Source organism: Actinomadura sp. BRA 177 (genome assembly GCF_013372625.1).
Lineage (GTDB): Bacteria > Actinomycetota > Actinomycetes > Streptosporangiales > Streptosporangiaceae > Spirillospora.
This window is the reverse complement of record NZ_JABXFD010000132.1, coordinates 1-3989: the sequence shown is the minus strand read 5'-3', so window position 1 is coordinate 3989 and position 3989 is coordinate 1. Positions and strand designations below refer to the sequence as shown.

General features: G+C 71.6%; 4 protein-coding genes. 2 read left to right on the top strand and 2 right to left on the bottom strand.

The annotated features are described in order from the left end of the window. Positions 1-1028, bottom strand: a 1028-nt coding sequence (locus tag HUX53_RS03675) for a DUF3068 domain-containing protein (RefSeq protein WP_176401755.1), incomplete at its 3' end; no start/stop codon positions are given. 295 nt (positions 1029-1323) lie between these two features. Further along, positions 1324-1683: a hypothetical protein gene (locus HUX53_RS40670; RefSeq protein WP_176401754.1), complete on the bottom strand. Its 360-nt coding sequence runs from the start codon at positions 1681-1683 to the stop codon at positions 1324-1326. A gap of 96 nt (positions 1684-1779) precedes the next feature. On the opposite strand from HUX53_RS40670, the gene HUX53_RS03665 reads away from it, so the two are divergent. Together HUX53_RS03665 and HUX53_RS03660 are read left to right on the top strand one after the other, a co-directional pair. Next, a complete protein-coding gene (locus tag HUX53_RS03665) occupies positions 1780-2472 on the top strand; it encodes a class I SAM-dependent methyltransferase (protein ID WP_255204883.1) in 693 nt (230 codons plus the stop codon). Then, positions 2469-3701 (top strand): acyltransferase, encoded by a 1233-nt coding sequence (locus HUX53_RS03660; RefSeq protein WP_176401753.1) that lies wholly within the window; start codon positions 2469-2471, stop codon positions 3699-3701. Before HUX53_RS03665 ends, HUX53_RS03660 begins: the two co-directional genes overlap by 4 nt. Positions 3702-3989 lie beyond the last annotated feature (288 nt).

Here is a 3989-nt window from a genome sequence, read left to right as displayed (position 1 = left end):
GGGCGGGCCTGCGAGGCCGGGGGCTTCGGCGGGCCGGCCGGCGTCATGTCGCCGAACTTGCCGTCCGCGCGGCGCGGGGCCTCGATCGGCGGCGGCTCGCGCCGGGCCAGACCGAGGAAGCCGCCGACGAAGAGCAGGATGAGGCCGAGCAGGACCGCGCCGGCCGGGACGTAACTGCGTACCATGTCGATCTGCAGCGCGGTCTCGTTCGCCAGGTCGACCATGGCCTTCTGGTCCTTGTCGACGCTGATGAGGTCGGCCTGGGCGACGATCATCTTGCCCTTGCCGTCCGGTGTCTGGACGGTGCTGCGGATGTTCTTGCGGTGCTTCACCGGGATGCCGGTGCGCGGATCGACCCAGACGGTGTTGTACGCCTCGGTGTAGCGGTCCACCTTCTGGTCGCCGGCGTCATCGGGCAGGCCGAGCATCTTGGCGGGCAGCTTGGTGTCGAGCGCGGCCGTCTTCGTCAGCGGGATCGTCTGGGTGAACCGGTAGGTCGTGAGCCCGTGGACCTTCTCGACGGCGCCGAACTGCATCGGCGCCGCCTGCTTGGTCGTCATGTCGAAGAACGGGTAGTCGCGCTTCTGGACGTTCGCGATCGGGAACAGCAGCCCGTAACCGGACATCCGGACGGTGTTGTCACCGTCGACATGGACGCCGCAGCAGTTGACCAGCCGTGCCGTCCGGCGGTCGAAGGCGATGCGGAAGCCCTGGATCTGGACGGGCTTGTCCGGCTTGGCCTGGTCGTAGATGTTGGTCGTGGAGTCCCAGACCGCGATGTCGTCGTTGCCCTCGTTGGCGCGGACGTCACCGCGGACGGTGTTCTTGGCCAGCAGCGTGACGCCGGTCTTCGTCTTCAGGTCCGCCTGGTCGAAGTACGTCGCGTCCTTCGACTCCAGCAGCGTCACCTGATAGCGGTTCAGCGGCGCGACGACCACCTGGTCGGCGACGTAGAAGCGGACCAGCGGCGCAAGCGCCAGGAAGAAGGCACCCAGGCCGATCAGGACCAGGCCGACCGGTCGCCGCATGAACACCTCCGGGGGCTGCCGTCGTCATCGTCAACGGCCAGAAGGCCGGGTCCGGCATGTCGGAGTCACCCTACAGGACCTCTCAAACCCCCCGTCCAATAGGACACCACCCCCCGTCCCACTGTCCGGCGGAGTGACTGCCACGCGCCCGTACTGGCCGGTAAGCTCCGCGTTACCCACACGCCCCATCAGAGTGAGGTGGTAATTGACCTCGCCGGCACACCACCACTCAACCCCCCACGGCCACCCCACACACGAACGGCCAGCGGGCGGACACCCCACGCCCACCAAGCCACTACACGACCAGCCCACAACCCACCACCGTCCGACACCGCCGGGCCACCCCACCCCCAAACAGCCTGCGGGCGGCCAGCTCACACACGGTGAGCCGGTGACGCACGGTCAAGTTGCGCACGGACACCCCGCCCACCGCCAACCCGCGCACAACCAGCCGACGGGTGTCCAGCCCACGAACGGCCAACTTGCACATAGCCAGCCAGCCCACGGACACCGGATGTGCGGACAGCCGGTAAGCGAACAGCCGGTGGGTGATCAACCCACGCATGGTGAGCCCGCCGAACAGCGTGAGCCAGCCGGGCACGGCGAGGTGGCCGGGCAGGGCGAGTTGGTCGGGCAGGGCGAGTTGGTCGGGCACGGCGATGTGGCGGGGCAGGGGCCGGTCGGGGATGGGTGGGGTGGGTGGCTGCCCGTGCCGCGGCATTGTGCTTCGTTGGCTCGGTCGGTGCGGCTTTTGAGTGCGTTTCGGCGGGAGCGGAGTGAGCCGGAGTACTTCTATGACCTGATGGCGCGGGACACCGTTGCGCAGCTTGGGGCGTACGCCGATCTGCGGGGGGCGACCGTCATCGACGTGGGGACGGGGTTCGGGTTCTTCGCGCGGGCGCTGGCCGCGGCCGGGGCGCGGTGTACCGGGATCGACCATGATCTCGGGGAGTTGACCGCGCACGGCGGTCGTGGGGAGAACCGGCTCGTCGCGAGTGCGCTGGCGCTGCCGTTCCGGACGGGCGCCGCCGATGTGTGCTTCTCGTCCAATGTGCTTGAGCATGTTCCCGACCCGTGGCGGATGGGCGACGAGATGGTGCGGGTGACACGGCCGGGTGGGACGGTCTTCCTGTCGTTCACGAATTGGCTGTCCCCGTGGGGCGGGCACGAGACTTCGCCCTGGCACTACCTGGGCGGCGACCGGGCCGCGCGCTGGTACGAGCGCCGGACCGGGCGGCCGCCGAAGAATCGGTACGGCCGCAGCCTGCATCCGGTGTCGGTGTCGGCGGCGCTGGCCTGGGCCAGGCGGCGGGAGGACGTGCGGGTTCTGGACGCTCTGCCCCGATACCACCCGCGCTGGGCGGAGGGCATCGTGCGGGTGCCGGGCCTGCGGGAGATCGCGACCTGGAACCTCGTGCTCGTCCTACGGAAGAAGGACCGGTGAGAACCGTGGCGCGGCCGGCGCCGCCGCCGATCTCCGGGCATCAGGACACGATCGACGGGCTGCGGGCTGTGGCCGCGCTCGCCGTGCTCGTTTTTCACGTCGCGAGTGCGGCCGGGTCGATCACCAACCCGAACGGGCCGCGGTGGCTGTTCAACGGCGGCCAGATCGGCGTGCCCATCTTCTTCGCGCTGTCGGGACTGTTGCTCTACCGCCCGTGGGCGGCGGCCGCGCTGGACGGACGTGCCGCCCCGCGCACGCTGGAGTACCTGCGCAAGCGGGTGTTCCGCATCATGCCCGCCTACTGGGCCCTGATCGTGGTCTTCATGGTCACGGCGGGACGCGACCACATCGGCGACTGGGTCACGTGGGCGTCGCTGCTCACGCTCACGCAGACCTATCTGCCCGACCCGTGGTGGAACGGCCCGCTCGGCCCGGCGGAACTCGGGCAAGCCTGGAGCCTCGTCGTCGAGGTCGCCTGGTACGTCACGCTGCCGTTCACCGCGGCGATCCTCGCCTGGTACGCGCGGCGGGTGCGGACCCACGATGTCGGCGTCCGGGCCCGGCGGCTGCTGATCGGCATCGGCGTGTACGCGGCGCTGTCGTTCCCCTGGACGGTCGGCATGTTCGTCCCGGAACGGCACTCGCTGGCCGGGCTGTGGCTGCCGCGGTACTTCGTCTGGTTCGCGATCGGGATGGCGCTCGCGGTGGTGACGGTGTGGGCGCGGCTGGACGAGCGGCGCCCGGTCGCGGCGCTGTGCCGGGCCGTGTCGGACTCGTGGGCGGCGTGCTGGGTCGCGGCGGCGATGCTGTACGTGGTCGCGGCGACGCCCGCGGCGGGGCCGCTCAGCCTGCAGACGCCGGACGCGTTCTGGACGTCCACGCTGCACCTCGTCGTGTTCGGGCTGTGCGCGGCGGCGCTGGTGGCGCCGGTCGCGCTGGCGCCGGCGGGGCAGCCCGCGCTCGGCGCGATCCTCGGCAACCGGGTGATGCGGTTCCTCGGCCGGATCTCCTACGGCGTGTTCCTGTGGCAGCTGCTGATCATCGTTTCCTGGTACGCGGCGACGGACCGGGGTTTCCGCGGGAACGTCGCGACGGATCTGCCGCTGCTGGCGGCGGCGTCCATTGCAGCGGGGACCCTGAGCTACTACCTGGTGGAGCGGCCGGTCCAGCGGCTGACCCGGCGCCGGGAGCGGGCCCGCCCGGCCCCTGCCCGGGTGCCGTCCAGCTGAGCGAGATCCGCCCGGCGCAGCCGCCGCGCGGCGGCGGCTCCGCCGGCCGCCTCTCGCCCCGCTGGACGGCACCCGGCCACGCGCCGGGCGCGCCCCCCCCCGGCGCCGGGCCAGCCCCCGGACCGCCCGCCCCGCCCGGCCGCCGCACCGGGTCCCCTCCGCGATGAGAGCCCCCACCCCCAGCGGCAGCGCCGTCCCGACGCCCCCGCAGGAACCCCGCGCCCGCGCCGCGTCCCACGCAACGCCCATCAGCAGCCGCCCCACGAACACACCGCACCCTCCCCACAT